Here is a 22,121-nt window from a genome sequence, read left to right as displayed (position 1 = left end):
GTGTCCAGCCCGACCGGCGAAACTGACCACGTGTCGAGGTCTTGAACAGAGCCAGTAGTTTATACAGGTGCAGAGTAGCTATCGCATATGGGAACGCAGACGCTGTCGTTGCTCGATCAGTTCTCGGCTGAGCGGCGGGCCGAAATCGAAGAACAGGTCGAGACACTTCTCTCTGAGCTAACTCTCGAACAGAAAGTAGGGCAACTGAATCAGGTGAACGCCGACTTCGCAACGGGGACTGCTGTCGGTGATATGGACGTCGAACAGGGAATTCTGGATGGTGACATCGGTTCGGTCCTCAACTTCGCGGACCTCGAAGAGGCCCGCAAGTTCCAGAAACTCGCAGTCGAAGAGTCCGACCACGGAATCCCGCTCGTGCTGGCGCTGGACGTCATCCACGGTCACCGAACGATCTTCCCGATTCCACTCGGCGAAGCGGCGTCGTGGAATCCGGAAATGGCGGAGTTGTCGGCTCGCGTCGCTGCGACCGAGGCGGCTGCAAACGGGGTTCAGTGGACGTTCGCACCGTCGGTCGACGTCGGTCGTGACCCTCGCTGGGGCCGTGTCATGGAGGCGGCAGGTGAGGACCCATATCTCTCCGGTGAAATCTCGAACGCACGCGTCCGTGGATTTCAGGGCGACGACCTCACTGCCGACGACACAATCCTCGCCTGCGCGAAACACTACGTCGGCTACGGTGCCTCCGAGGCTGGCCGCGAGTACAACACCGTCGACATCTCCGAGACGAACCTCCGAGAAGTTCACCTCCCACCGTTCGAAGCCTGTCTGGAAGCGGGCGTCGGCAGTGTGATGAACGCGTTCAGCCTCTACGACCGCATCCCGGCGAGCAGCAACGAAGCGCTCGTCGACGACTTACTACGAAGCGAACTCGGCTTCGAAGACCTCGTCGTATCTGACTGGAACTCGTTCGGTGAACTCGTCAACCACGGCGTCGCCGGGGACCTGCGTGACGTGGCACAGGCGTGCATCGAGGCCGGCTCTGACGTCGACATGGTCAGCGGTGCCTACGTAACCGAGCTAGTCGAACTGGTCGAAGACGGCGTCGTCGACGAGTCGCTCGTCGACCAGGCGGTCCGACGTCTGCTAACCGTCAAAGCTGTGTTGGGTCTGTTCGAGGACCCCTACCGGTACTTCGACGAGGAGCGACAGTCTCAACGGACCCTCACCGACGAGCACCGCGAGGCCGCCCGTGAAGTTGCTCGTGAGTCTCAGGTCCTGTTGAAAAACGAGGACGGTCTGTTGCCACTGGATGATGGCCAGGAAGTCGCACTCGTCGGCGGACTCGCAGACAGTGCCACTGACATGCTCGGTGCTTGGCGTGCCGAAGGCAACCCAGACGACGTGGTAACGCTCAGGACGACACTCACGGACCGCATTGAGAACCTGACGTACACTGAAGGAAGCGACCTGGATGGCTCTGTCAGCGACGAGCAGCTGGAGGCGGCAGTCGAGTCTGTCAGGTCTGCAGACGTCGCTGTCGTCGCCGTGGGCGAGCGCTACAGCCAAAGTGGTGAGGCGGCGAGTCGCGCCCACATCGACCTGCCTGGCGACCAGCGTGCACTGCTCGAAGCCCTCGTCGAGACGGAGACGCCCGTGGTCACCGTGCTGTTCAACGGCCGGCCGTTGGCGCTCAACTGGGAGGCTGAGCACGTCCCTGCAATCCTCGAAGCGTGGTTCCCGGGTATCGAGGCTGGCCCCGCGATCGCCGACGTGCTCCTGGGTGAGTACAACCCATCGGGTCGACTCCCGATGACCTTCCCAATCACCGAAGGCCAGATTCCCATCTACTACAACCATCTGAAAACCGGCCGGCCAGCAGAGGACGCCGACGTGGACCTGACGGAACCGCCGGCAAACCACGGTGAGAAGTACGTCTCCCGGTATATCGATATCCCGAACGAACCGTTGTACGCGTTCGGTCACGGTGAGAGCTACACCACCTTCGCGTACACCGACCTGTCTCTCGATGCAGCAACGATCACTGCCGAAGAGACGCTTTCCGTCGACATTACTGTCGAAAACACTGGTGACCGGGCTGGAACCGAGGTCGTTCAGGTGTACATCCGAGACGTGATTGGCAGCCGAGCACGACCGGTCAGAGAGCTGGTCCGCTTCGAGAACGTCGACCTCGACGCTGGTAAATCGACGACCGTCTCGTTCGAACTGACGACGGCTGACCTCGAGTTCTGGACTGCCGACGACGCGTACGCCGCAGAACCCGGTGAGTTCGAGGTGCAGATTGGCCACGCGGCCGACGACGTCACTGCTGTCGAGACGTTCGAACTGGTCGAGTAGAGCGGTATCGAACTCGGTGCCCGGCGCGTACAGCTAGTCGTCGTGCTGGGCACCGTTGCCCCTCCGCTTTACCAGTTTCCTGTGATTACACTGGTTTCACTCGGCCACTCGGACGACCTGCTTCCCGATGTTGTCGCCGGAGAACAGTCCGAGGAATGCGTCCGGTGCGTTCTCTAACCCCTCGACGGTTGTTTCACGGTGGGTTATCTCTCCGTTCGCAACCCACGTTGCGAGTTGTTCGTTCGCCTTCCCAAACCGAGTCGCGTAGTCGCTCACGAGGAGCCCTTGAACTTTCGCTCGTGGTGCGATGAGCATGGGCAACTTCCGCGGCCCTGTCGGCACTGTCTCGTCGTTATAGTACGCGATTTGCCCGCAGACTGCCACACGTGCGTCGAGGTTCAGTTTCGTGAACACCGCGTCCGTAATCGGCCCACCGACGTTGTCGAAGTAGACGTCGACTCCGTCTGGTGCAACGCTATCCAGTGCACTCCGATAGTCATCGGTCTCTTTGTAATTCACTGCGGCGTCGAATCCGAGGTCCTCGGTGAGCCAGCGCGTCTTCTCATCTGACCCGGCGAAGCCGATAACGCGACAGCCATTCAATTTCGCAATCTGCCCGACAACCGACCCAACTGCTCCTGCTGCGCCGGAAACGACAACTGTGTCTCCGGGCTGAGGCTCGCCGACATCGAGCAACCCAAAGTACGCTGTCCGGCCCGGCATTCCGAGCACGCCGAGATAGGCTGGTAAGTCAGCAACTTCGGGGTCCGCCGGGACAACATCATCTGCATCGAGGACACTGTACTCTGCCCACGTCCCTTCACCGGTGACGAAGTCTCCCTCGTCGTACTGCTCGCTGTTACTCTCGATAACTTCACCGACGATTCTCCCTTTGAGTACGTCTCCGACGTCCCAGGGCTCAGCGTACGATTTTCTGTCTCGCATCCGACCGCGCATGTACGGGTCTACAGACAGATACGTGACGCGTACGAGGAGTTCTCCAGCAGTAATTTCTGGTACGTCGTCTTCTCTGAGTTCGAAGCTCTCTGCATCTGGCTCTCCAGTTGGCCGCTCTGCGAGGTACCATCGACGGTTCGTATCGTTCACATTTCCGTTCGGGCCGTTTCGCTAAAGAGCGTTCGGGAATCTGTATTTTCGGCTGACAAATTCTGCCGATTGAACCCACTACAACCTGTACGACGAGAGATGACCCACGACTCGGCTGCAGTCTCGGACGTGTGTCTCACAGCAGGCTGGTGAGGTGCCGGAGTGTTCATCCGCTGTTGTGTAGTATATTATGTCATGATGAACCGGAGACGAGACGACCGGCTGTCTGGCCGAAGGCCGGCAGACGACAGCGGTCGCGACTCCACGCACCCGTATCGGAGAACGTGGGTGTCACGGCTGTTTCCATCAAGTGACCTCGGTTCGGTCGTCCGACGCGCAGCGCTCTTGAGTGTCGCCTATTTCGCAGTCGGACTCGTGCTCTCGGTTATCGTCGGTCAGTGGTCCTCGTATCTGTTTTTGAACCGCCCGTTCGACGGGTGGTCGTTCTTCGAGGTGAATTTCCTTGGCCTCTCAGCGGTGATGGGCACAGTTGGTATCTTTATCGAACTGCTCATCATCGGCCAGTGGTCTGTCGCCTACACGTACATCTGGGATTCTGTGGAAGCGTGCTTTGCTGTCGACGAACGTGAGCGGTACCGAACCCTCGTCGACACATATCTCGACCGAATGTATCGAATTCGGGGCAACCGTGTGGTCGATGGTAAACTGGTCCTCATCACGTTCGTCGTGTTCGAACCCGTGTTTATCGTGGTTGGAAACGGACTCGACCCACGATTTGGCTGGGACCTCGTCCTCATCTACCTCAACGTATGGTTGGTCTTCCTCGGATTCGTTGCCATCTTCCTGTTTCTCCTCCACCTTCGGCTGTTAACCGCGCTTCGTACGTTCAAAATTTCGAACCTCCACACTGCCGCGAGCCAGTTCGAACCCGTCGCTAGCCTCGGTGTCTCCGTCGCAGTCAGTTGGTTCGTCGGTGTGACCGTGCTCGTAGTCTACTATTGGCTCGACTCTGGGATTTCACTCTTGGAGCCTTTCACGACCCGCGGCGCTCCCACGTCGCCCGGTCTAGCACTCCATCTTTTCTTGGTCTCCGTCCTCATCGTCGTGGGACTGCTCATCTTCGCCGTACCAATCTGGGTAATTCACCTCCACATCGTCACCGGAAAGCGTCACTTGATCGATGAAATCGACCAGCGCCGCGACGAACTGCTCGTCGGATGGACCGCAGGAACGACTCTCGACTCGAGCGTCGTTGGTGAGATAAGTCTCCTCGAAGACGTTAACCGGACGACAGACCGTATCCGTACATGGCCGTCTTTCGTTTCTGATCTGATTCCCATCGCCGTCTCCGCATTTGTCCCCGTCGCAGAGGTTGTCGTTCTATTGGTGTGAGTCTGAATGTGAGTTGGTTGTTTTGATGGACGAAGCGAGACTTCCCCGAAGACCGGCCACGAACGAGCGTCAGTGGTTTCGATACATACCCCTGTGGAGCGTCCAATCGTACGTGTCGTACCGAACACGGGGGCGCTCGCCTTCGTCGATGACGTCGTACCGTTCGAGGATATCGTAGATTCCGCTTCTGCCGCCGAAATCACCACGATAGTAGACGAAGAGTCGCGTCACCCAGACGGAGTCTGTTTCGCGGTCGTATCGCGACGACTGTTGGAGGAACGACGCAGTACTCGTTTCCAGTTCACTATCGAGCGCGTTCGCGGAGTACGCGGCGATTGGGGGGCAACTTTCAGCACCACAGTTCAGTGCGAAGTGGATTCGGGGGTCGACAGTTGGGAGTCGATGCTCGCGTTCGAACTCGCTGGCGAACGGTCGGGGCACGTACCCAAGTCCGTACTTCCACTTCGACGACCGGAGGATACCGTGTTCGATATCGTCGAGACTCAGGTCGGTGCCCGCGATGGCGTGCCGCCTTTGCCCGAAGAACCGACGTTTACTCTCGTACAACGATGGGTCTGATTTCAGGTCTCGCTGGACGAACGCGTTGTACACGTTGACCCAGAAGGCAGTTGCCGTGTTCGGTTGCTCTGCCGGTGGTAACTGTGCGCTATCGACGGTTGCCAGTTCCGCTCGATACTGTTCACTGTCCTCACCACGTTTGACAGCGTTGAGGAACTCGGACGAGAGGTCGGTGGGTGTCGAGAGCGAACTCATCAGGGGACTTCTCCACTAGTAGATGCGCGAACGTCTTTACGTCACCGTGGCTGGGTAAGCGCCGAGTCAGACATCGTCGTGAACAGAGGGACACGGGAAACAGTATTTGTCCCTGCAGAGAAATGTGGTCGTAGCTAGCTCATGAGGCCGTATCCACTAACTCCGCAACTCGCCGACGCCCCCGACGAGGTACTCTCGAGTGGCCACCTCTGGCTTCGTGAGTACGTGTGTGGGCTTCGAATGCGGTTTCAGATGACGTCGTCGGGGCTCCTCGTGTTCGGTGACCGAGAACGCGTCTTCGACGACGTACCGCCACCGTACCAACATGCGGTCCGTCGCGTTCGAGAACAGTTCGACCGTGATGCCTTCCACGACGCCGTCGACGACCCTGCAGCGTTCGTTTTCTTTGGTGTGGCGCCGTGTAACGTCGGAGTCGACTACGACTGGGGCCGAACCCCCGCGTTTCTGGGGCGGAGCATCTGGAACGAGACAACCGAACGATTCCTTCCAATCGACAGAGCTGAACAGGTGTTCGAGCGACTCGGTCTACCGCCGCTGAACACCTTCCAGAAGGAGGTGAACGTCAGAGACTTTCATCCAGACCGTTACGCGATTCCCGACTCTCTCTGGTACGATGGGCCAGCAGCAGGCGTCATCGTCGAGAACCGACGCGGAGGCAGCGCAGTGGTAGAGAACGCGACTGTCGCCGAGCACAGTGCTCGTGAACCCATCCGTGGAGACCCAAAATCGGTCGCGAACACGGTCGTAACCGACACCCGACTCGAACGGGCAATCGATGCTGTCGAGGGGCGAGGGAAGCCCGTAACGACGGACGAGGTTCAGGCGCGAGTGTTCGAGATGTGTGCCTGTGAGGAGTACGACCGACTCGACGACAACAGATTCGACTGGGATGGGTTGCGGTCAGCAATCGGGTCACTCGTCGGTGTGAGACTCGGCGAGCGGGCCGACACCTAACGCTGTCGCTCCGTCACGTGTTTCGACACCGACTCCGGGGGGCCTTTACTCTTCGACCACGTTCCGCCGTGTATGGACCCGGATGAGAACCACCGTGGGTGGGCCGAACGCTCGGGAGACTTCTCTCCTGCGTACTACGCCGAGATTGGACCAAACGAGGTGAGCGAGACACTCGCGACGGTCTTCGACCTCTACGTGAGCGACGACGCCAACATCCTCGAAGTTGGGTGCAGTTCTGGCCGCCACCTCGCCCACCTTCTCGACCACGGCTACGAGAACCTCACTGGCATCGACCTCAACGACGAGTCGTTCGACGTGATGGCAGAGTACTTCCCTGAACTCGCCGAGACGGGGACGTTCCACACGGGTGCCATCGAAGAACTCGTCCCCGAATTCGACGATAACCAGTTCGACGTCGTCTACTCGGTCGAAACGCTCCAGCACGTCCACCCTGACGACACGTGGGTCTTCGAGGAGTTAGCTCGCGTCTCTTCTGACCTGCTCATCACCGCGGAGAACGAAGGAAACAGCCCACACCGCGGTCGAGAGGGTGCAGAAGTGAGCTACGTCAACGACGACTTCCCGCTGTTTCATCGTAACTGGAAGCAGGTGTTCTCGCAACTCGGCCTCGCCCAACTGCTCAAAGAACCGGGCAAGCGCGATACGGTTCGCGTGTTTCGGGTTCTCTGATTTCTCGGAGTCGTAGCGTCTATTGGCGAGTGCCGTTTCTCCTCTTTGGCCCACCCCTGGACTATCTGCGAGTACTATCCAGATTGGAACCGACCGAACGTGTCGTACGGAAACTGAATGTAGAACATCGACGATAAGTTGGACATACTCGTTGTGGGGTGGGGGAATGTTTAAACGATAGTCCAAGGATGTTACTTTCAACCATGGCATATGATTACATAGTTGTCGGTGGTGGGGTGTACGGTGCAGGGACTGCGTGGGAACTCGCATCACGTGGTGAAGATGTCTTGCTTTTGGAGGCTGAAGAAATCGCGAGTGGCGCCTCTGGTGGTCTCGGAAAACGCGGCGTGAGGGCCAACGGCCGCGACCTTCGGGAACTTCCGTTGATGAACTTGGCGTACGACCTGTGGCCAACGCTTTCGGACAGAATTGGTGCGGAAACGGGATACGAACGGACGGGACATCTGCGCCTGTTCGAACGCGAGACTGGCGGTCTCCAAGGCGGCTTTGCCAGTGCACAGGCACGGGCAAACGTTCAAAACGAGTTTGGAGTCGAGACAGAGGTCCTGACAGGAGACGCTGTTAGAGAACTTGAACCCGAACTTAGTGACGATGTCGTTGGCGCACTGTACTGCCCGAACGATGGCGTTGCTGACCAGACCGCAACCACTCGGGGGCTGGCCGCTGCCGCCGCAGAACTCGGTGCAACCATCCGAGAACACACTCCTGTCCGTGGAGTGGAACGCGATGGCGACCGAGTGACTGCACTCGTGACTGACGAAGAACGCTTCGAGGTCGAGAAAGCGGTACTCCTTCTTTCGAATGCACACGTTCCCAAACTCGTCGAATCCGAACTGGGTATCACCCTTCCCGTCTGGGAGACGTTCCCGCAAGTGAGCGCGACCGAACCGATGGATGAGGCTCCTGTGAATCATCTCATCGGGCACGACCATCGGCGGTTGGCACTCAAAGTACTCTCTGATAACCGAGTGATGATCTCTGGTGGGTGGCGAGGAGAGTGGGACGACGACACCAATCAAGCAATCACCATCGACGAGCGTGTTCAGGGGAATGCAGCTGAGGCACGTGCGGTGTTTCCTGTGCTGGAGGACGTACAACTCGAAACTGCGGATGCAAGCAGGCGAGAAACCGCCACTGTCGATCACATCCCGATTATCGATACGCTCCCTGGTGCGACTAACATGATAATCGGTACTGGATGGACTGGCCACGGGTTTGCGATTTCCCTCGCTGTCAACCAACTGCTCGCAACGTGGGCGATCGAAGGTGAACGGCCGAGGCGTCTTGCACCGTTCAGCACCGACCGATTTTCAAAAACAGGTTTGCCCGGACTCTGAGGGGCGTTTGGGGACTCACTCACTCGATTTTTGTCACATGGTCTGCAGCGTCTCTCCGAGGTCGATATCGACCAGTGAGACCGTCCGCATCTCGATGTCTTCGAACACTGCGCCCCATCCCCCGACGACGACGATGCCGTCGTCTGTGTCGAGTGCGATGCTCTTGTACGACGCGAGGTCTGATAGTGTTACACGCGACCATCGACGGTAGTCTTCGTGGAACGAAACGTCGGTGACAGTCCCTTCGACGGTGACTTCGGTGTCGGTCGAGAGGTCGATTCCTTCGACGACGACACCGAGATTGTACCCCTCGTCCCAGAGAGGTAAACAATCTCGAATGAGTTCCTCGATGGTGACGTAGGTGAATCGGTCGCGCTCGTCCACATAGACCGTTGGGTAGTGGTTCCACAGGCACGTCAGGTAGTACCAGTGAAACACGAACGGAAGGATACGGTCGTAGACGAGAACACCGTAGTCCTCGTCTGAACGCGTGTTCGGTGCGAAACACGTCCGATGTCGGTCGATGACGACGAGGAACGGCCCCGGGATAGTACACGCCCGCAGTTCAGAGATGACTCCGTTTGGGTCGAACTCCTCGTCAGGCTCTTGACCGTCGTCGAGGTACACGGATGCACGGACGACAACACCACGCTCTCGGGCCGCACGAAGCGCAGACGAGAGTGATTCCAGTTGTTCGAACGTCCCAGCAACTTCGACGACCGTCTCGGCTTCGTCGATGAGGTTCTGTGCGCTTTCGACCGCTGTCTCGACACGTTTCGTGACGCCAACTCGTGCATCCATCCGTTTCGGCGTCTGATACCGTTCGCGAACTTCTTCGGCGGCGTCGTGAAGGAGTTCGCCCCGTGTTTCCAGGTCTGCCATCGCGGTGTCAGGGTCACACGGTCGGACGTAGAGTTTCTCCCGTTCGATCGTTTCGACGTACCCCTTCGACTCCAAACTTCGGAGGACGTCGTAGATTTGCGAGACGGGAACAGAACTTTCGCGACCCACCTCGATGGCGGGTGAAGCGCCCATCGTCAAGAGCGTGAGGTAGGCGTCGGCTTGGTACGACGTGAGGTCTGCGTACTCTAATGCCTGTGCGAGCGTCTCGCGGTCCATGTCAGCACACTCATCTTACCGATACATGAACGCTTCGTCAACTGTTGCTGGTCTGGTGTCCGATACACGAACGCTGTGGAGGGGTTGCTGTCTGGCCCAGATACGTAGGTCGGCTCTGTTTGCTCCAGAGAAAATATACTGTCATATCTAATTTTCTGATACTTACTATCTCTATCTAGTGTTTTGTACGAGTATTGCCAACACTCTCTGTGTGACATAGATTCTACTTCTCAGGAAATATCTCGAAACATCTCTGTATTGTACTGGACTTCATTACTGACGCAAGGAACTATGCAGTTTATCACTGAAAAACTACTGGTAATGGCTTCGCTCCCATTCGCTACACTGACCCACCAACTATCTGGTGAAATTATAATTTTACAAATACTTGAAGCTAATGTCGGATTTTGTGATATGAATTGTCGTCCGGATACACTCTTCGCTTGGGTCGACGTGTCTGTTCATCTAAACTGGAGACAGCCGCAGAGCTAGTAGTGGATTGATGCTATTCTCCTCGAGAGTTGGTGTGCACTCGTGAAAAGGGGCCGATGTGGGAGCTAACTGTCCCTCGATGAGTATCCAACCCGCCAACAGACAACCCATTAGTGTGCCACCACAAGTATGACGTGTCTGCCTCGGGCGTACTCTAGCCTCTCTCTGTTCTCTGTCTCCAGAGACAACGATTTCTACCAGAACTACTCATAAATATTTTACTCAGGTCGTGTCACGTATTCTATCCTGTGTAAACTCGTAATTTTTCGCCGAGCAATGAGCCCCGGAACGGACACATGGCGAGACTGTTTGGTTTGTACCGACTGTGAACGTAAGGCCTGTACTCCTCTCCTACAGTCGGCCGTCGAATTGGTGGACACTGATCGGGTTCTCGGTGTCTCCCTTTGTCGCGAAATCAGCTAACACCTCACCAACGACGCTACAAAACTTGTATCCGTGACCGGTGAAGCCAGCAGCGACCGATACGTGTGGGTACTCGGGGTGAGTGTCGAGGTAAAAATGTCCGTCGTGCGAGTAGGTGACGATACAGGACGCGAGCCTCATCGTCTCGCCCACCGCACCCGGGAAGTATCTCTCCGGGAACCGCCGCAGTCGTTGCTCGTCGTCGAGTGTCGGTTCTTCGTTCCACTCGTCGGGGTCTATTGCTTCGGGAGACTTCGGTGTCACGCCGATTTTGAACCCCGGTCTCTCGAACACGGGGAATCCGTAGCAACTCCCTTCTGGTACGTCGATGCTGAACACCGGGAAGTTCTCTGGACGGTAGTGCGCTGGCTCCGTAGGATGAAACCACCCCAAGACGCGACGTTGTGGCGTCAACAAGTCTGCGAGGAAGTCGAGGTGTGACCCAGCCCACGCACCCGCAGCGAGGACGAGATTGTCTGCAGTGTACGTGCCACGAGTCGTGTTCACGGTGACACTGGATTCGTCGATGTCGATGTTCTCGACTGCTTCACGTGCACGAACTGTCGCCCCGTGCTTCAATGCCTGTTTCACGTGGGTGGTAATCGCTCGTTCACAAGCCAGAAAGCCACCGTCTGGCTGATACACTGCATGATGTTCTTCGGGGAGGTTGTAGCCCGGGAATCGCTCGTTGAGTGCTTCCCCGGTCAACAGTTCGTAGTCGATATCGTGGACCTCGCACGACCGAACAGCATCTTCGACCATGCGTCCTCCCTGCGGTCCAGCGTGGACTGACCCGGTCTTCGTCAGTAGGTCTGTCCCTGACTCCGTTTCCAGCGTCCGCCAGAGTTCGTGCGCTCGTTGTGCGAGTGGGACATACTCCGGATGTTCGGGTTGGGTTAGTCGGAATATTCGTGTATCCCCATGCGAGGACCCCCGACTGTGGGGGATGTCGTAGCGCTCGACCCCGAGGACGTCAACACCACGTTTGGCCAACTGGTAGACCGCCGCACTACCCATCCCACCGACTCCGACGACAATTGTGTCATATGAGGTCGCAGACATCGATTTCACGTCGCTTGAGGCCACAATAAGTGTTGGCATATGACAAACGCTACTCGAGGCGAGCATTGCGTGTGAGCGGAGCAGTTGTTGTCGTGGCTGAACTGCTGGTTACGAGTCGCAGTCTCTCCGTGGCTGTTTCTCTCATACGACCATGATAGCGAGTTGACGGCAGGTCTGAGCCATTTCTAAATCTTTTTCACGAGATTCTGCAGAGATACTGCTGTGAAAGTCCTTGTCACAGCGAAGCAAGTGGCAACCGTCGACGACGACTTCGAAGTCGGAGCCGACGGTGTCGACGAAGCGTTCCTCGAGTACGACCTCAACGAGTGGGACGAGTACGCCGTAGAAGCGGGTGTCTCGTTCGCCGAACAGTGCGACGACGATGTCGAAGTCGTCAGCGTCACTATCGGCCCAGAGCAGTCAGAAGAGACGATACGGATGGTGCTCGCGAAAGGCGTCGACCGCGCAATTCGGGTCTGGGACGACGAACTCGACGAAGGTGCGCTCCACGATGTCGAGACCAAAGCGACGCTTCTCGAAGCAGTCGCGGAACGAGAGTCACCAGACCTCGTGCTCACTGGCGTTCAGGCGAGCGACGATGGCCTCGGTGCGACTGGGGTTGCACTTGCCGCCAAGCTGGACGTCGCTTGGGCGGCCGTCGCCAACGCTCTCGAAATCGACGAAGACGCTTGCACTGCACACGTCCGTCGAGAGTTGGAAGGTGGCATCGAGGAAGTGACCGACGTGACGTTACCCGGTGTACTGACCATTCAGACCGGAATCAACGAACCTCGGTACGCAAGCCTTCGTGGAATTCGGCAGGCACAAACGAAAGAGATTCTGGCGCTCGACCTTGCTGACCTCGATGTCGACCCTGCGGTATTGAAGCGACGGCTCTCCGTAAAGTCGACGCGCGTTCCTGAGGCGACTGACACGGCGACGCTCTTCGAAGGAGAACCGGACGAGACGGCAGCCAAACTTGCAGAGATGCTTCGTGATGAGGGGGTGACCGCAGAATGAGTGACGTACTCGTCGTCGCGGAACACCGACAAGGTTCGCTTCGTGAGGTGAGCTTCGAACTCGTCACCGCCGGTCGAGAACTAGCTTCCGAGAGTGGCGGACACCTCGATGTCGCGGTCATCGGTGGCGATATCGACTCGTTCGCCGAGGAACTCTCTCTGGACGGTGTCCACCAGATTCACACCGTCGACTATGGCGAAGAGTTCAACCACGACGTCTACACACAGGCAGTGACGCAGTTGCACGAGGCAGTTGACCCGACGGTTCTCCTCCTCCCGAACTCGGTAAACGGACTCGACTACGCGCCTGCGGTTGCGACCCGACTCGGCCTTCCGTACGTCAGCGACGTCGTCGAAGTCGAGTGGGGTGACGATGGTCTCGAAGCCGTCCGTGAGCGTTTCGGCGGCAAAGTCGAGACAGTGGTCGGTGTCGACGACGATGCAGCAGTGGTCACGGTCCGCCCAGGTGAGTACTCTCCTACGGATTCCGACGGCGACGCGCCGGTGGAGCCCTTCGACGCAGTAATCGAAACAGACGCTATCGTCACCGCTGTCCTCGGGTTCGAAGCAGTCGCTGGCGGAGATGTCGATATCACTGAAGCGGACGTCCTCGTGAGTGTCGGGCGCGGTATCGAAGAAGAGGAGAACCTCGACTTGATATTCGACCTCGCAGAGGCACTCGACGCCACCGTCTCGGCATCGCGACCGGTCGTCGACGATGGCTGGCTCGAAAAGGGTCGTCAGGTCGGCCAGTCCGGAAAAGTCGTCACGCCGGACGTCTACCTCGCTATTGGTATCTCCGGTGCAGTCCAGCACGTCGCCGGGATGAAGGGCGCTGAAACGATTGTCGCCATCAACACCGACCCCAATGCACCAATCTTCGACATCGCGGATTATGGGGTCGTCGACGACCTGTTCGACGTCGTTCCGGAACTCATCGCACAGTTCGAGTAGGCCAACGGCGGATTCTCCCCGCCCTGTCTTTTTAGACGACTACCGAACGCCGACCAGTGTAACTCCTAACCGTGCGTGCTGTGTGATTTTCTTCTTCCGACCGCAACCCAAGAAAGAGAACCGGGTGGTAGCTTCAGTCTGCGATACTGATTCTGGGGTCTATCATGCCATAGACGATGTCAACGACGTAGTTCCCGATGATGACGAACGCTGCCGTGAGGAAGAACACGAACTGGATGACAGGGTAATCCTGTTGCAACACTGCCTCGACGAGCGCATTTCCGATTCCCGGCCAGTTGAACACGATTTCGATGAGGACGAGTCCACTGATTGCCCGCCCAAGCGAGATTGGGTAGAACGTGATGATGGGGATAATCGCGTGCTTACCCAGGTGGCGAACCCACCGGTTCCTCGGGAGGCCGGTGAGCTTGTGGTACTTGAGGAAGTCCTGTCCGGCGACCTCCACGACGCTCGTCCGCATGATGAGGAGCGGTTCGTACATGTATTTAATCGCGATGACACCGAACGGCAGGATGTAGTGCCAGAGGAAGTTGCCCGTCGTGTATATCTTCCACCACGGGGCGTCTTCTCCGAGTTCGACCGCAACCTGTGGTGCTATCATTCCCGACGTGGGCACGAGGTTCAACCACCCTGCAAAGATGATGACCCCAATAATCGCGAGGAAGAACGACGGAGTCGTCCCAACCCCGACAATTGGGAAGATGCCGTATTTCTCCAAGATGGAATCACGTTTGATGCCCATCATGGTCCCGAGCGAGGTCCCGAGTAGGTACCCGGCAGTTACGCCGGGAGCCACGAGGATGAACGTGTTGAACATCTTGTATTTGACGTACTCCAAAACCGGTTTCCGGTAGTGAAGCGACGTGCCCGGGTCGAGCTGGGCCATGTTCACGAGGTAGTGCCAGTACTGAATGTGGAGTGGGTCGTTCAGCCCCCACTGCTCTTCGAATGCGGCGACCGCTTCTGGACTCGCCCCCTGGAAGACCAGTTGGTCGGAGATACTTCCGGGGATAAGCCGGAAGAGCAAGAAGAGGAACGTCAGTATGAGCAGCAGAAGCACACCCGTTTGGATGGTTCTCACGACGAAGTAGCGCTTCATGCTCATCGTGCTCCCTCCTGTGGGATTTCGTAGTGGTTCGAGTCAGTGTTCATAGTTGGTTCCCCTGTTGGACTGGTGCGTCTGCGTTCGGCTGAACGTTTGATTCTTCGTAATGTAGGTGGCATGCGGTGAACTGTTCAGGTTCTGCTTCGACTGTTTTCGGTGCGGTATCACATCTCGGCATTCGGTCTGGACACCGGTCTTTGAACCGGCACCCTTCTTCGAGTTCCTCTGGGCTCGGTGGACTCCCTTCCAATCGCGTTCGAGGCCGGTCGTGGAAGGGGTCTGGAATCGGGATCGCCTGGATGAGCGCCTGTGAGTACGGGTGCATCGGGTTGTCCAGTATCTGATTCGTCGGTGCACTCTCTACGACACGCCCCAAGTACATCACGTGAATCTGATCGCAAATGTCAGAGACCGTCGAAAGGTCGTGTGAGATGTACATCATCGAGAGTCCCAGGTCTTCGGTGAGGTCAGACAACAGTCTGAGAATCGCCGCCTGTGTCGACACGTCGAGCATCGAGACTGGTTCGTCGGCGAGGATGACGTCTGGTTCGACGATTATCGCCCTCGCAATCGAGACCCGCTGTTTCTCACCACCACTCAGTTGCTTCGGAAGCCGGTCGAGATACTTCTGTGGAGGGTTTAGTTGGACACGCTCGAGGGCTTCGTGAATTCGTTCTTCGGAGTAGTCGATGCCGTGTATGTTCAACGGCTCGGCGAGCGACTCGCGCACCGTGAACTTCGGATCGAGCGATTCGAACGGGTTTTGGAAGATTATCTGGACGTTCTTCCTGAACTCCTTCCAATCGTCCTGTGAGAAGTCTGCGAGGCGCTTCCCCTTGTAGACGATATCTCCGCCAGTGGGGTCGTTGAGGCCGATAACCGTCTTCAGGAGCGTACTCTTTCCACAGCCACTCTCACCGATGATTCCTTGGACCTCGTTTTCTCTCAGCTCGATCGAGACATCGTCGACCGCCCGTATTGGTTTCTTCGTGGTCCCGAGGAGTGAACTGATGAACCCCTCTTTCCGATTGAAGTATTTCTTCAGATTCCGTATCTCTAACACCGGTGTCTCAGTCATTTCGTTCGCCTCCATCTGTGAGTCCCGCGAGTTCCACTAACTCGCCTTTTAACTCCCTCATCTCGTCGTTCCGATAACACGCTGACTGATGGCTTTGAGTGGAATCAGCCACGCCATCGAGCGATGGTGGGTGTTCATGGCATTCATCGACAGCCCATGGACATCGGTCGACGAACGAGCACTCAGTGACTTCTCCCAGTTGTTCTGGCGGATGTCCTTCGATAATCTCGAGTTGTCTGTCCGGATATCGGATGTCGGGGAACGCACGCTGGAGGAGAACCGTGTACGGATGCGTCGGATTCCGATAGACGTCTTCGACCGACCCACTCTCACAGACTTGGCCACCGTGCAAGACGGCTATCTGCTCACACGACTCGAACACGACGCTGATGTCGTGGGTGATGAGTAACATGCTCGTGTCGGTGCTGGCTTTCACCCGGTCGAGATACTTGAAGATTTGATCCTGCATGATTACGTCCAGCGCGGTTGTTGGTTCGTCTGCGATGATGAGCGCAGGATCTAAGAACAGCGCCAGTGCAGTGATCGCTCGTTGTTGCATCCCACCAGAGAACTGGTGTGGGTAGTCGTCGATTCTATCGGGTGACAGGCCGACGATTTCGAACAGTTCTCTGAAGCGCTCGAGTGCCTCCGCCTTCGAGAGGTCAGAGTGGACGCTGGCGATATCGAGCGCCTGTTCGCTCACACGCTGGAGTGGGTCCAGACTGTTCATCGAGCTCTGTGGGATGTACGAGATTTCCTTCCAGCGGATGTGTTTGTTCAGTTCGGCTTCGGTGTAATCTTGAATCTCTTCACCCTTGTACAGGATTTTGCCCGATGTGACACTGCCATTCGAGTCGAGCCCGCCGATGACTGACTTCACGAGCGTGCTTTTTCCACTTCCGGACTCACCGACGAGCCCGGAGAACTCCCCTTGTTCGATACTGAACGAGGCACCGGAAACTGCAGTGATTGGTCCCCGGTTCGTCTGGTATTGGATCGTTACGTCTCGGAATTCGAGTAATGGTTCTGTCATTTATCCCATCTCCAGCATGGCGTCGTCAGTCTGTCCAGACAGCACTTCGAATCGTCGCCCCAGCATGATTGCCGACAACACGGTCGTAGAAATCAACACTCCTGGCGGAAGTGACCACCACCACGCGTCAGCGACTAACCCCGACCGGTACGCGTTCCGAATCATGATTCCCCAGGAGGGGATGAACGGGTCCGAAACACCGACGAAGGCCAAGCCAGCCTGTGCGATAATCGCGTATCCAATCCCCATCGCGAAGAAGAGGATAACCATCGACCCGACGTTCGGAACGATGTGCTTGAAGATGATGTACGGTGTGCTGGCACCACTCGCCTTCGTCATGAGAATGTACGGTCGTTGCTTTATCTGCAAGACCTTCGAGCGAAGGACACGGGCACTTCCCCGCCACAGAACCGCTCCGATGATGAATATCGTGACGAAGAAGTCGATTCCGAACACTCCAACGAGAACGATGGCGAATGGAATCAGTGGGATGCCGTAGATGAAATCGGTGATTCGCATGAGTGCGTTGTCGGTTTGTCCGCCGAGGTAGCCTGCAGTGATGCCGACTAACCCCCCGAGTGAAACGATTATCAACCCACCGAGGAGCCCGGTTATCATCGTTGGGCGAACGCCGTAGATTATCCGAGAGAGGACGTCTTGCCCCGTGGAAGTCGTCCCGAGCGGATGCATAAGTGACGGTGGCTGGGCACGGAGAATCTGGCCAGCATCGTTGAAGAGAATCTCGTCGTACGGGTACGGTGCGATATAGGGGCCGACGATGGCGATAACCAACATGAACGATAGATACCCCATAGCCAGTTTTGCTGGCCGATCGTCCATCAGCCTCCTCAGCCCTGAGAGTACGTCTCGAATGAGAAACCGGTCTTTGAGCGACCTGATTTCTCCCACCTCTAAACTCATTGTTCATGGTTAGCACGAAGTCCCATTATAAAGGTGTTTTCCCTGATTGTTTAACAACAATGTGTCGCCCAGTATGCGCAGTACCGAGCTATCACGTGCTGTATGCGACGTCTCCGACGCTACCAAGACGGAACAGTTCAGTTCGTGAGGAAAAATTTGATACTGTGGACCAGTGATAGCCTCGACATGGACGGAAACACCGTAGTAAGTCTGTTAGACGAGGGTGTAATTCGGGAAGCTTCGACCGGTGACATCGAACTAGGCACTGAGTTTCTGGAGACAGTCGATGGATGGTTGGTTGACAGAGACCTGAGTACGGCCGGTGAACTCGGAACGGGTATCGACGAGCACGTCTCGTCTCCGGTCGTACGGAACATCCTCGAAACACACGGAACGCAGGAGGCCTCGTTGCTGGCCGTTTTCCGTGCGCTGAGTGACTACCTCCCGTCCTCCGACGAAGCGTCGCGTCTTCAGTTGTCGGTCTTCTTGACCCAGTTGATGCGGGGGTTACCATCGGGCGATGGAACTCCGGCGAATTTCTTCCCAATCGACGCCAACTTGCTTCCCGTCGCCCTCGATGCCTTCGACAAGGCGGTGGTGTACGTCTGGCGGGAAGACTGCCCACCCTGTGACCTCATGCGGGACGACCTTGGGACGATCGGTGAGAATCGCGAGGGGGTTGCACTGTTCTCTGTCTACGGTCCTGAGTGGAAAGAATCGCTCAACGACCAGTTCGAGGTGGTCGGCGCACCGACGACGCTCTTTGTCACGGATGGGACGGTCGACTCTCGACTGCACGGTGCGCACTATCCAGAGGTTATCACTGAAGAACTCGAAAAGACGCTCTCGTCGTAAAAAGGAATGCCAGGCGGTCTTGGTGTTGAATCTCGCGTCTTTGTTATCCACTCAGGCAGGGGAATTCGCCGGTGTCTGGTTCCTCACCTTTCGGCCATAATGGTGACGTGTCGGCGTCTGCTGGGTAGTGAAGATTTCCGTTGTCGTCCCATCCCCAACCGTTCTCCTCGAGTAGTGCCTTCGCACCTTCGATGTCACCGGTCGGGTCGTCCGTGAATTTGGGGACGACGCCTTCTGGCGGCGACCCAGGGTGGTTCCCGAGCAGGGGTGAGCCACGCAGCACGGGTTCCTCTTTGCCGAGATACCCGATTTGGGAGATTTTCTGGCGGTCGATGGCTGCACCGAGCGCTTTCCTGAACTCCTTGAACTGTCCGGGCGCGAAACTCGACTGCGGGTACAGCACGTGCGGGAGGAAGCCCTTGAGGCGACCAATCTCCATGTCGTCGCCGAGTTTACCCTTTATCTGTTCGAGAATCGTCGGCACGATGTTCGAGATGACGCCGACCTCACCAGCCTCGAACGCCTGCCGCGCACTGTTGCTGTCATCGAAGCTTTGGATGATGACAGGGGAGTTCGGTTCGTGAACCGGGTGTCCGTCGTGTGGGACCATCTTCATGAACTGACCAATCTCGTAGTCGTCGACTGCGAACGGTCCGGACCCGATAAGGTCCGTAATCGTCGCACCCGCGGGGTCTTCCGGTGCACCGGCGTCGACCCACGTCTGTTTGTGCAGGATTCCCCATAGCGGGATGACCTTCGTGATGAACAGCGGGTACGAGTCCGTGAAGTTGAACACGACGGTCTTCTCGTCGGGCGTCTCGATGGAGTCGAGTGGCATCTGGTCCATCTTCGGGTACGCACCGATGTTGTTGTTCAGTTGCTCGAACGTGAACTTGACGTCCTCTGGCGTAATCGGGTCGCCGTTGTGGAACGTCGCGTCACGGAGCGTGAACGTGAAGCGTTTGGCCTCGTTCTCCTCCGTGTAGTCTGAGGCGAGCATGTTCTGCAGTTCGCGATTCTCGTCGTATTCGAGCAACGGCGAGTGGAGCATGTGCCCGTATGGGTACATGTCTGCGTGGGACGACATCGTGAGGAAGTTGAGAGACTCCGCGATGCTGAACCCGGAGTACCCGGCCACGATGCTGTCGCCGGTCTTCGCTTCGGACTGGATGTAGAAGTGCGGGTTCATCGGTCCCATCCCGGATTGGCCGACCCCTGCGATATCGATGAAGTCGGACCGGGCAGCGTAGTAGTAGGAGAACCGGATGAGCGGAATCACTGGGGCCTCTTCGCCCATCACTTTGTGGGCTTCATTGATGAGTTTCTGACGCTCTTCGAGGCTTGCCGCGTTCGCCTGCGCGAGTGCCGGTTCGGTGTACGCACAGTTTGCCCAGTTTGGATAATTCGGCCGCCCGTTGCCGCCCGCGTAGTCTGCAGCGAAGATACGAGTGAACTCGAAGGGATCGGCACGGTCGGGTGCAGACTCGTGGTACCCTTTCGTGATGTGGTTCGTCCGCTGGTCGGCGAACGTCTGTGAGAGCTGTGTTCCACCATTGACCGGTTTAATCTCCGTCGTGAGACCGAGTTCTTCGAAGTTCTGGGCAACGACGGGAAGGAAGTCCTCCTCGGCTTTTGCCTGCGACCAGTTCGTCCAATACTCGATGACGAGGGGTGGCACGCGTTCTCCTAAGTTTTGACTGCCACCGCCACTCGACCCACCGCTCTGGTCGCTGCCGCCTCCCGACCCTCCGGAACCAGAGTCATTCTGGCTCCCGCCACACCCGGCTAGCCCTGCAGTGACTGCGCCACCAATACTAGCGAGAACGGTTCTTCGATTGACACTCCTTCGACTCGTCGATGTATCGCCTTTGGCATCAGGCTCTGAACCTTCGATGTCAAGGCCTTTGCTATCATCCAACATCGAATTGCCACTCCTCCACAAGACTATATAAATCTTAGGGGACGTTAATGATGGATAACATGTGGGGTTGTGGTTTGACGTTCATCTACCTGTTCTTCACCAACCCACGCGAGGGTTGGTACGATTGTACCGTTCTTGACCAGCAGGCCAACTTCCGTGGTTACACGCTCGAAAACGTGAGAGGATATCGCGATTCTGTTGTGGCGCTATGAACACACCGAACGACGACAGGATGCTGGTGTCGGAGAGCGGCGAACAGTGGTCACCAAACAGCCCCTTACCGACGACGGCAGCGACCGAGGCGTACAGGACCGGACCGAAAGTGCCGCCATTCACACTTGCTTGTTGTCATGTTGCAAGGTCACAACACGTCCGCTAACACCGCCCAATCTCTCGATTGGGAAACTGGAGCTATTCGGAGAAGTTAGGCGAACCGAGATGGGGATAGATACGCTTCTACATCGTCATCAACGTCTCCGCCTTTGATGATGGTGGCCAGATACTCGCTTACTGCCGGCGCCAGTGTGACACCGAGTCCGTTCATCCCGGCGGCGATGAAGAAGTCGTCGACGTTGGTTTCACCGACAATGGGAACGCCATCTGGTGTGAGTGTCCGTACGCCGACCCACTCGTTTGCGAGTTCGACACCCTCAAGCCGTGGAATGGCTTCCTGAATACGGTCGTCGATTTCGAGGTAGAAGTCGTGGTCGACCGAGCGTGCACCCGATGGATTCAGAAGCTCTGCGTCCTCGTAGCTCGCACCGAAATTCCCAGCGAACGCCTGGTTCCGTCCTTCACTGCGGAAGTAGAGCCCGTCATCGAACTGGATGAATGGGAGGCCAAAGGACTCGTCCTTTTGCAGGACGACCACGGGGCCGCGATTATGCCTGAACGGCTGGGGCACGTCAACCATCTCGTTCACGGTTGGAGCCCACGGACCTGCCGCATTCACTACGACCGCTGCCGACTGGGTGCCTATTTCGGTTTCGACGCCCGTGACACGACCCTCTTCGGTGATGATGTCTGTGACGGCGGTCTGCGTCTCGACGGTGGCACCCGAGTCAGTTGCCTCCCGAATGTAATGCTGGATGATCTCTGATGGGTCGAGATATCCATCCTCTGGGGTCCACATCGCACCTGCAACAGCGTCAGGGTTGAGGCCGTGTTCGGCCAATGCATCCGGACCGAGGAAGGACGCCTCAGCACCAAATTCTTGGAGGCTTCCAGTGAGGTCACGAAGTGCTTCGGCTTCGTCGTCATCTCTGGTGACGTCGAGTGTTCCGATCTGCTCGAAACTGATAGTCCCGCTCTGGATGAGCGGTTCGTACTGTTCCCACGAACGCGTGCGTAGTTTGTGGCTCGACCGGTCTGGTGTGGATTGGTGCCAAACGAAGAGTGCGACAGAGTCAGCGGACGTTCCAGACCCGAGGGCGTCTCGTTCGTACAGGATAACGGGACGAGGGTGGTCACGGAGGTGGTATGCGAGGCTGGCGCCGATGATGCCTCCGCCTATAATCACTATGGGTTCCATTACCACTCCCCTGA

At 57.3% G+C, this 22,121-nt stretch carries 18 protein-coding genes; 8 read left to right on the top strand and 10 right to left on the bottom strand.

Annotated elements, in window-relative coordinates; genetic code table 11:
* Positions 1-87 precede the first annotated feature (87 nt).
* Positions 88-2,316, top strand: coding sequence for a beta-glucosidase BglX (gene bglX, locus GJR98_RS15000; protein ID WP_151139543.1), 2,229 nt, complete (start codon positions 88-90; stop codon positions 2,314-2,316).
* Between the two features lie 96 nt (positions 2,317-2,412).
* Here the strand turns inward: bglX and GJR98_RS14995 are convergent, their stop codons facing one another.
* Positions 2,413-3,423: an NADP-dependent oxidoreductase gene (locus GJR98_RS14995; RefSeq protein WP_151139542.1), complete on the bottom strand. Its 1,011-nt coding sequence runs from the start codon at positions 3,421-3,423 to the stop codon at positions 2,413-2,415.
* A gap of 195 nt (positions 3,424-3,618) precedes the next feature.
* On the opposite strand from GJR98_RS14995, the gene GJR98_RS14990 reads away from it, so the two are divergent.
* Positions 3,619-4,776, top strand: a complete 1,158-nt coding sequence (locus GJR98_RS14990; protein ID WP_151139541.1) for a hypothetical protein — start codon at positions 3,619-3,621, stop codon at positions 4,774-4,776.
* 69 nt (positions 4,777-4,845) lie between these two features.
* Here the strand turns inward: GJR98_RS14990 and GJR98_RS14985 are convergent, their stop codons facing one another.
* Positions 4,846-5,550 carry a DUF547 domain-containing protein gene (locus GJR98_RS14985; protein ID WP_151139540.1) on the bottom strand — a complete coding sequence of 235 codons (705 nt, stop codon included), beginning with the start codon at positions 5,548-5,550 and terminating at the stop codon, positions 4,846-4,848.
* Between the two features lie 252 nt (positions 5,551-5,802).
* On the opposite strand from GJR98_RS14985, the gene GJR98_RS14980 reads away from it, so the two are divergent.
* From GJR98_RS14980 to GJR98_RS14970, 3 genes are all read left to right on the top strand, one after another.
* Positions 5,803-6,525 (top strand): hypothetical protein, encoded by a 723-nt coding sequence (locus tag GJR98_RS14980; RefSeq protein WP_151139701.1) that lies wholly within the window; start codon positions 5,803-5,805, stop codon positions 6,523-6,525.
* Positions 6,526-6,597: 72 nt separating this feature from the next.
* Positions 6,598-7,215, top strand: coding sequence for a class I SAM-dependent methyltransferase (locus GJR98_RS14975; protein WP_151139539.1), 618 nt, complete (start codon positions 6,598-6,600; stop codon positions 7,213-7,215).
* Between the two features lie 203 nt (positions 7,216-7,418).
* Positions 7,419-8,573: an NAD(P)/FAD-dependent oxidoreductase gene (locus GJR98_RS14970; RefSeq protein ID WP_151139538.1), complete on the top strand. Its 1,155-nt coding sequence runs from the start codon at positions 7,419-7,421 to the stop codon at positions 8,571-8,573.
* Between the two features lie 33 nt (positions 8,574-8,606).
* On the opposite strand, the gene GJR98_RS14965 is transcribed toward GJR98_RS14970, so the two are convergent.
* A complete protein-coding gene (locus GJR98_RS14965; protein ID WP_151139537.1) occupies positions 8,607-9,692 on the bottom strand; it encodes a TrmB family transcriptional regulator in 1,086 nt (361 codons plus the stop codon).
* A gap of 843 nt (positions 9,693-10,535) precedes the next feature.
* Positions 10,536-11,669: an N-methyl-L-tryptophan oxidase gene (gene solA / locus GJR98_RS14960; protein ID WP_151139536.1), complete on the bottom strand. Its 1,134-nt coding sequence runs from the start codon at positions 11,667-11,669 to the stop codon at positions 10,536-10,538.
* A gap of 222 nt (positions 11,670-11,891) precedes the next feature.
* Between solA and GJR98_RS14955 the strand changes: the two genes are divergently transcribed.
* Entirely contained in the window at positions 11,892-12,689 is a 798-nt protein-coding gene (locus GJR98_RS14955; protein ID WP_151139535.1) for an electron transfer flavoprotein subunit beta/FixA family protein, read from the top strand.
* The gene (locus GJR98_RS14950) at positions 12,686-13,642 is read left to right on the top strand and encodes an electron transfer flavoprotein subunit alpha/FixB family protein (RefSeq protein WP_151139534.1); all 957 of its coding nucleotides are present in this window, start codon (positions 12,686-12,688) and stop codon (positions 13,640-13,642) included. Before GJR98_RS14955 ends, GJR98_RS14950 begins: the two co-directional genes overlap by 4 nt.
* A 133-nt stretch (positions 13,643-13,775) precedes the next feature.
* Here GJR98_RS14950 and GJR98_RS14945 read toward each other — a convergent pair whose 3' ends face one another.
* The 4 genes from GJR98_RS14945 to GJR98_RS14930 are packed head-to-tail and all read right to left on the bottom strand — an operon-like array spanning position 13,776 to position 17,719.
* Positions 13,776-14,768, bottom strand: coding sequence for an ABC transporter permease (locus GJR98_RS14945; protein WP_151139533.1), 993 nt, complete (start codon positions 14,766-14,768; stop codon positions 13,776-13,778).
* A 43-nt stretch (positions 14,769-14,811) separates the two neighbouring features.
* Positions 14,812-15,846, bottom strand: coding sequence for an ABC transporter ATP-binding protein (locus tag GJR98_RS14940; RefSeq protein ID WP_191965504.1), 1,035 nt, complete (start codon positions 15,844-15,846; stop codon positions 14,812-14,814).
* Positions 15,839-16,879 (bottom strand): ABC transporter ATP-binding protein, encoded by a 1,041-nt coding sequence (locus tag GJR98_RS14935; RefSeq protein ID WP_151139531.1) that lies wholly within the window; start codon positions 16,877-16,879, stop codon positions 15,839-15,841. Before GJR98_RS14935 ends, GJR98_RS14940 begins: the two co-directional genes overlap by 8 nt.
* Positions 16,880-17,719, bottom strand: a complete 840-nt coding sequence (locus GJR98_RS14930) for an ABC transporter permease (RefSeq protein ID WP_191965503.1) — start codon at positions 17,717-17,719, stop codon at positions 16,880-16,882. It abuts the gene before it with no gap.
* Positions 17,720-17,986: 267 nt separating this feature from the next.
* Here GJR98_RS14930 and GJR98_RS14925 point away from each other — a divergent pair, with 267 nt between their 5' ends.
* A complete protein-coding gene (locus GJR98_RS14925; protein WP_151139529.1) occupies positions 17,987-18,655 on the top strand; it encodes a thioredoxin family protein in 669 nt (222 codons plus the stop codon).
* A 43-nt stretch (positions 18,656-18,698) separates the two neighbouring features.
* On the opposite strand, the gene GJR98_RS18010 is transcribed toward GJR98_RS14925, so the two are convergent.
* Entirely contained in the window at positions 18,699-20,333 is a 1,635-nt protein-coding gene (locus GJR98_RS18010) for an ABC transporter substrate-binding protein (RefSeq protein ID WP_191965502.1), read from the bottom strand.
* Between the two features lie 667 nt (positions 20,334-21,000).
* Entirely contained in the window at positions 21,001-22,107 is a 1,107-nt protein-coding gene (locus tag GJR98_RS14910) for an NAD(P)/FAD-dependent oxidoreductase (RefSeq protein WP_151139526.1), read from the bottom strand.
* Positions 22,108-22,121: the final 14 nt, after the last annotated feature.

This window comes from Haloferax marinisediminis (assembly GCF_009674585.1).
In the GTDB taxonomy this organism is placed as follows: domain Archaea; phylum Halobacteriota; class Halobacteria; order Halobacteriales; family Haloferacaceae; genus Haloferax; species Haloferax marinisediminis.
This window is presented reverse-complemented; position numbering and strand designations above follow the sequence as displayed.

Bases quoted from the DNA above. Each gene is read 5' to 3' on its own strand.
- GJR98_RS14950 (WP_151139534.1), top strand. From the start codon at position 12,686: ATGAGTGACGTACTCGTCGTCGCGGAACACCGACAAGGTTCGCTTCGT.
- GJR98_RS14945 (WP_151139533.1), bottom strand. From the start codon at position 14,768: ATGAGCATGAAGCGCTACTTCGTCGTGAGAACCATCCAAACGGGTGTG.
- GJR98_RS14990 (WP_151139541.1), top strand. From the start codon at position 3,619: ATGATGAACCGGAGACGAGACGACCGGCTGTCTGGCCGAAGGCCGGCA.
- bglX (WP_151139543.1), top strand. From the start codon at position 88: ATGGGAACGCAGACGCTGTCGTTGCTCGATCAGTTCTCGGCTGAGCGG.
- GJR98_RS14980 (WP_151139701.1), top strand. From the start codon at position 5,803: ATGACGTCGTCGGGGCTCCTCGTGTTCGGTGACCGAGAACGCGTCTTC.
- GJR98_RS14965 (WP_151139537.1), bottom strand. From the start codon at position 9,692: ATGGACCGCGAGACGCTCGCACAGGCATTAGAGTACGCAGACCTCACG.
- GJR98_RS14985 (WP_151139540.1), bottom strand. From the start codon at position 5,550: ATGAGTTCGCTCTCGACACCCACCGACCTCTCGTCCGAGTTCCTCAAC.
- GJR98_RS14970 (WP_151139538.1), top strand. From the start codon at position 7,419: ATGGCATATGATTACATAGTTGTCGGTGGTGGGGTGTACGGTGCAGGG.
- GJR98_RS14975 (WP_151139539.1), top strand. From the start codon at position 6,598: ATGGACCCGGATGAGAACCACCGTGGGTGGGCCGAACGCTCGGGAGAC.
- GJR98_RS14940 (WP_191965504.1), bottom strand. From the start codon at position 15,846: ATGACTGAGACACCGGTGTTAGAGATACGGAATCTGAAGAAATACTTC.
- GJR98_RS14935 (WP_151139531.1), bottom strand. From the start codon at position 16,879: ATGACAGAACCATTACTCGAATTCCGAGACGTAACGATCCAATACCAG.
- solA (WP_151139536.1), bottom strand. From the start codon at position 11,669: ATGTCTGCGACCTCATATGACACAATTGTCGTCGGAGTCGGTGGGATG.
- GJR98_RS14930 (WP_191965503.1), bottom strand. From the start codon at position 17,719: ATGGACGATCGGCCAGCAAAACTGGCTATGGGGTATCTATCGTTCATG.
- GJR98_RS14910 (WP_151139526.1), bottom strand. From the start codon at position 22,107: ATGGAACCCATAGTGATTATAGGCGGAGGCATCATCGGCGCCAGCCTC.
- GJR98_RS14925 (WP_151139529.1), top strand. From the start codon at position 17,987: ATGGACGGAAACACCGTAGTAAGTCTGTTAGACGAGGGTGTAATTCGG.